Here is a 4061-nt window from a genome sequence, read left to right on the forward strand (position 1 = left end):
TATAGAAAGCTTCCGTGTAGCCCTTGTCTACCCCTACATGGCGGCGTTCAACAATGGCTTTTACCTTTCCATGATTAACTAAAAAATGAACCTCAAACCTTGGCAACAACCGGTTGTATACCAGTCTAATCTGGCCTTTTATTTTTCGATTGCTTCTAACAATTACCTTGTTCCTTTTACCCTTTGTTAACCCGGCTAGTTCTAGTTGATAGGTGTTACGAGAGAGTCTTTGGCATTTGTACCCTGCCTGCTGATAAACAATTTGGTGATCAACCCAAGAATGACCTCTTTGAAATTCCTTTCTAACCAGCCTGTGTAAAAGTGGAACATTCAGAAACTCTAAAGTCTTAAGCTTCTTACAAAGCTCTTTCCTAGTCTTTTGATTCTCTTTTCCTGAGAATCTGTTGTATATCTTTTTTATTACAGCAGCAGAACAAGCTGCCTGTTGGGCTGTTATGGCTTTTGCACAGTCGTTGATTGTCCAATCCATTAGCTTGGCAGGCAACCCTAAGGTATCGGGAGTTCTAAAACTCTTAATTTCAGGGATAGCCTTCTTCCAGTCCATCCCCCAGTGATTTATGCTGCCTAGCTTATTGTAAGACTCTGCCCTGACGACTTTTAGCTTTTTCATAATAGAGAACAACTCAAGTTCAATTGACTTAGTCATCCCCACTACGGGGACAATCTGAGTCGATATTTTCTTGGTTGCTCCTATTTCTTTGGGCATCGTCAATGGTTAAGTCCTAATATTTTAGTTATACTCTAGCGCTAGCCAAACGTCAATGTCTGATTTGTAACACTAAATCCGGTTTTGTCCCGGGTTTAAGGGGTTTGAACGTTAGACCACGAGTTATATGGGTAAGTTCACCCATGCTGGCCAATGAGATCGCCCTTGAATTCTAGGAAAATAGAGTTGTTTATTTGATCATAATTATGATTGAGTGGGTGAAGGAGGTTCTCTCCATCAATCTCAAATCACCAATCACGATATCTCAGGATATCAAATTATGGTTCTCTTAGTTGAGCCAAATTGGCCAATTTGTGGTGATTTCCTAACAAAGCCAAATGAGCTAGTTCTATGTCTGTTGACTTCACTGTAGCGATTCCGACCTATAATGGGGCGAAGCGTTTACCATTACTGCTCCAGGGACTGCGATCGCAAACTTTCCTAAACCCGATCAGTTGGGAAATTATTGTCGTTGACAACAATAGTAGCGATGATACTGCCCAAGTTATTCAGAACTATCAAAGCAATTGGGATGTATCTGTCCCCTTAAGATATTGTTTTGAACTCGAACAAGGATCAGCATTTGCCAGGTTGCGAGCTGTCCAGGAGGCTAAAGGTGAATTAATCGGTTTTTTAGATGATGACAATTTACCTGATCCCAACTGGATTGCTGCAGCCTATGGCTTTGGTCAAGAGTATCCTAAGGCAGGAGCCTACAGTGGTCAAATTCATGGTGATTTTGAAGTCGAACCCCCAGAAAATTTTGAACCCATCAAGCAATTTCTGGCAATTCGGGAACATGGACCAAACCCCCATCCCTTTCAACCTGAACACATCAGACTACCCCCAGGGGCAAGCTTAGTCGTTCGTAGACAAGCTTGGCTCGATAGTGTGCCACCTCGTCCCAGTTTGACAGGCAAACTGCCCGGATTATTCGTGCAGGGAGATGATTATGAGCCATTGCTATATATGTACAAAGCAGGTTGGGAAATTTGGTATAACCCCGCCATGCATAGCTATCATAAGATTCCCCACTGGCGTCTTCAAAGAGATTACTTACTCACTCTCGCTCGTGGCTGTGGTTTAGCAACCTGTCAGCTCCGCCTGATTAATGCTACCTTTTGGCAAAAGCCTATGGTAATTACCAGAACTTTATTGGGAAATTTGCGCCGAGTTATCCTACATTTCCTTAAGTATCGAGGACAATTTAAAACTAATCTCATTGCCGCCTTCCAACTAGAATTCTTCTGGGGCAGTTTCCTCAGTCCATTTTTTACTATTAGAAAGCTTTTACACAATCCTTATAATAAATAACCTAAGTTATCAGCTATCAGCTATCAGCTATCAGCTATCAGCTATCAGCTATCAGCTATCAGCTTAATGCTTTGATGGGCAAATCTCCAGACTTTCAATTCTCTAAAATCTCGAACTATTAAATTGTCCCGTTCCCATAGCGTGGCCATAGGCCTGCATAGGTTTATTTTAAACTAACGCCTGACAACTGACGGCTAAATGCTTACTAAATAACAGTATTTTTCAGATTTTTTTTCTGCTCCCGACTCCCGACTCCCGACTCCCGACTCCCGACTCCCGACTCCCGACTCCCGACTCCCGACTCCCGACTCCCGACTCCCGACTCCCGACTCCCTATTCCCTATTCCCTATTCCCTTTGCTATCATGACCCAAATATCCTTAATTATTCCAGTTAGAAATAGGCAACACTATACTCAGAATATTCTGAGTCAAATTTTTCAGCAAATTCCTCAAGCAAATACCGATAATATCTCAGTTATCTCAGTCATCATAGTAGATGATGGTTCCACAGATGGTACACCAGACATGATTAGAAGTGAATTTCAAAATGTTTACTTAATTGAAGGAGATGGCAATCTTTGGTGGACAGGTGGGATTTGTATGGGGATGAACTATGCCATAGATAAATTAGACTCCGATTACCTAGTGTGGCTAAATGATGATATTTCTCTGTCAGACAATTTCCTGAACAACCTGATTGACATTTGTCAGTCTCCACTGTACCAGAAGACTATTGTTGGGGGTATTGTCCGGGATAAAACCTATTCCGATTGGATTGTGTTCAGTGGAATGCATAAAAAACAGCCAATTCGGAGTATGGATTATTTTGCTACAGCAGAGGCTAGGTCAGTCGATACCCTAAATGGTAATATAGCTATCATCCCCAGAGTAGTCGTCGATAAACTTGGGTTTCCAGATGCTGATAGATTCCGGCATTACGGCGGTGACTTTGAGTTTGTTAGTCGTGCTAATAAATCAGGATTTAATGTAATTTTGTCAAGTAAGCTCCAAGCCACTACTGATTATAATTTAAATGACTTGATTCGTTATATGCCCCCTTTACTACAATGGTATCTCCAACCGAATACAGCCAAAAGAATCCAAATTTTGAAAGGATTCACTAATTTAAAGTCAAATTATAATATCTGGCATATGGTCAATATAATTTATCAAGACTCACAACATGTCCCTTTCTGGAGGTATGCTATTTTATATGTTAGGCAAGTTATTAAACTGTTAGTCAGTGATTTTTTACTATTGAGTAAAACTGAAACAACTCTCAAAAACTATTTGAAGCAGCAAAATGCTCCAGAAGAAACTATTCAGGGGCTAATCAACTACAGAACTAAGTCAATATAATATGGTTTTAATATCTATAATTATACCAGTTTATAATGACGAAAAAACTATCAAACAGACGATTGAATCGGTTTTAAATCAGACATTTACGGATTTTGAAATACTTGTCATTGATGATGGCTCCCAAGACTCGACAGGGGAAATAATTTCTAGTATCAAAGATGCTCGCTTAAAAATTTTTTCCTATCCCAATGCGGGTGTCAACCGAGCTCGTAATCGTGGACTATCCCATGCTTCAGGGGACTATATTGCGTTCCTAGATGCCGATGATCTCTGGCATCCGGATAAATTAGAGTTCCAGTTAAACGCCTTACAAGCAAACCCCCAAGCCGCCGTTGCCTATAGTTGGACAGATTACATTGATGAATCAGGTCAGTTTTTGCGGCGAGGTAACCATATCACTCTCAATGGTAATGTTTATCCTCAGCTGTTGCTAACAGATTTTTTGGAAAATGGTTCTAACGTCCTAATTCGTAGGAAAGCATTTGACACAGTTGGTCAATTTGATGAATCCCTAACCCAGGCAGAAGATTGGGATATGTGGCTGCGGCTGGCGGCTCGTTATCCCTTTGTCGCTGTACCATACCCACACATTTTATATCAAGTCTCGGCTAATTCCGCCTCTTCTGATACTGCCAAGATGGAAGCAGGTTGCTTACA

Annotated in this window: 3 protein-coding genes and 1 pseudogene; 3 read left to right on the forward strand and 1 reads right to left on the reverse strand. The window is 41.0% G+C overall.

Going from position 1 to position 4061, the window contains the following annotated elements; translation table 11 throughout:
* Positions 1 to 727 (reverse strand): annotated as a pseudogene (locus F6K20_RS27340) (transposase); the annotation flags it as partial.
* 351 nt (positions 728 to 1078) lie between these two features.
* On the opposite strand from F6K20_RS27340, the gene hpsE reads away from it, so the two are divergent.
* The 3 genes from hpsE to F6K20_RS27355 form a co-directional block, all read left to right on the forward strand.
* Positions 1079 to 2041 (forward strand): hormogonium polysaccharide biosynthesis glycosyltransferase HpsE, encoded by a 963-nt coding sequence (hpsE, locus tag F6K20_RS27345; protein ID WP_287296760.1) that lies wholly within the window; start codon positions 1079 to 1081, stop codon positions 2039 to 2041.
* A 364-nt stretch (positions 2042 to 2405) separates the two neighbouring features.
* Positions 2406 to 3401: a glycosyltransferase family 2 protein gene (locus tag F6K20_RS27350; RefSeq protein WP_287266589.1), complete on the forward strand. Its 996-nt coding sequence runs from the start codon at positions 2406 to 2408 to the stop codon at positions 3399 to 3401.
* Between the two features lies 1 nt (position 3402).
* Positions 3403 to 4061 (forward strand): glycosyltransferase (locus F6K20_RS27355; protein ID WP_287296762.1); only part of this gene is annotated, 659 nt, incomplete at its 3' end.

The sequence above is a fragment of the Moorena sp. SIO2C4 genome (genome assembly GCF_010672485.1).
Lineage (GTDB): Bacteria > Cyanobacteriota > Cyanobacteriia > Cyanobacteriales > Coleofasciculaceae > Moorena > Moorena producens.

Bases quoted from the DNA above. Each gene is read 5' to 3' on its own strand.
- hpsE (WP_287296760.1), top strand. From the start codon at position 1,079: ATGTCTGTTGACTTCACTGTAGCGATTCCGACCTATAATGGGGCGAAG.
- F6K20_RS27350 (WP_287266589.1), top strand. From the start codon at position 2,406: ATGACCCAAATATCCTTAATTATTCCAGTTAGAAATAGGCAACACTAT.